This window comes from Sphingobacterium sp. UT-1RO-CII-1 (assembly GCF_026711005.1).
In the GTDB taxonomy this organism is placed as follows: Bacteria; Bacteroidota; Bacteroidia; order Sphingobacteriales; family Sphingobacteriaceae; genus Sphingobacterium.
On the sequence record NZ_JAPPVJ010000025.1, the window covers coordinates 1 to 882 of the forward strand.

1 protein-coding gene is annotated in these 882 nt (G+C 37.6%); it reads left to right on the top strand.

Annotated features, from left to right (window positions below; all coding sequences use genetic code 11):
• The coding region (locus ORI89_RS19175) for a hypothetical protein (protein ID WP_268232138.1) at window positions 1–882 on the top strand (882 nt) is incomplete at both ends.

The window sequence follows — 882 nt, forward strand, 5'->3', positions numbered from 1 at the left end:
TTGCAAAAAATGGCCTACCAATAGTATGGCCTGAGCCTTCACATGCAAAAAATGGCACAGGTAAAATTGATCTTTTTGGCGCTGATTTAAAGAAATGGAAGGCCGTTCGTGACCTATTGGATTTCAGTGATGAGGGTGAAAGCATTTTCGGACGGAAGAAACCCTTAGTCGAAAATACATTGAAAAGAATCTATGCAGGTATGATAAAGGAGGTTGCAGGGGGGAAAGATGCTTTTATCGCCCAATATAACTCAGGCAAAAATAGGTTTACAAGCATTGATCGTCCGTGTAACACTATACCCACTGAAAATAGATTCTCACTTATTCAAACTTCATTTATTACAAAATACTTTTCTGGCAGGCCAATGAATAAAATAGCTTCGGTAGATAATCCCTTAGCAACAATTACCACCTCTGGGAATCAAGCTTTAGTTAATGTTGAGCCTTTTGTTTTGACTACCTCATATAAAGGTGTATCGAAGTCTATTGATGAACCAGTACCAACAATACTCGCAAGTAGAAAGCATCATTATGTTATCAACCCAATATTTCTAACAAAATACTACGGAAATGACAAAGGGAGCGAATCTATAGATACTCCATTAGGAACAATCACCACCAACGATCGTTTTTCATTGGTTCAAGCTCACTGGTTAGACAAACAATATTCAGGAGAACATAATCACCAAAGCATCAATCAACCGGCAGGGACTATAATGACATCTGATAAGCACTCATTGGTCACTGCAAAAGGTTTTATTTACAATCCTTCACATGGAGGTCATACAATGCATATCGAACAACCTTGCGCTACAATTATTGCGAGACAGGACAAAGCACCACTTTATTTTATTCAATATCAAATTAATCAATCTGTACGAA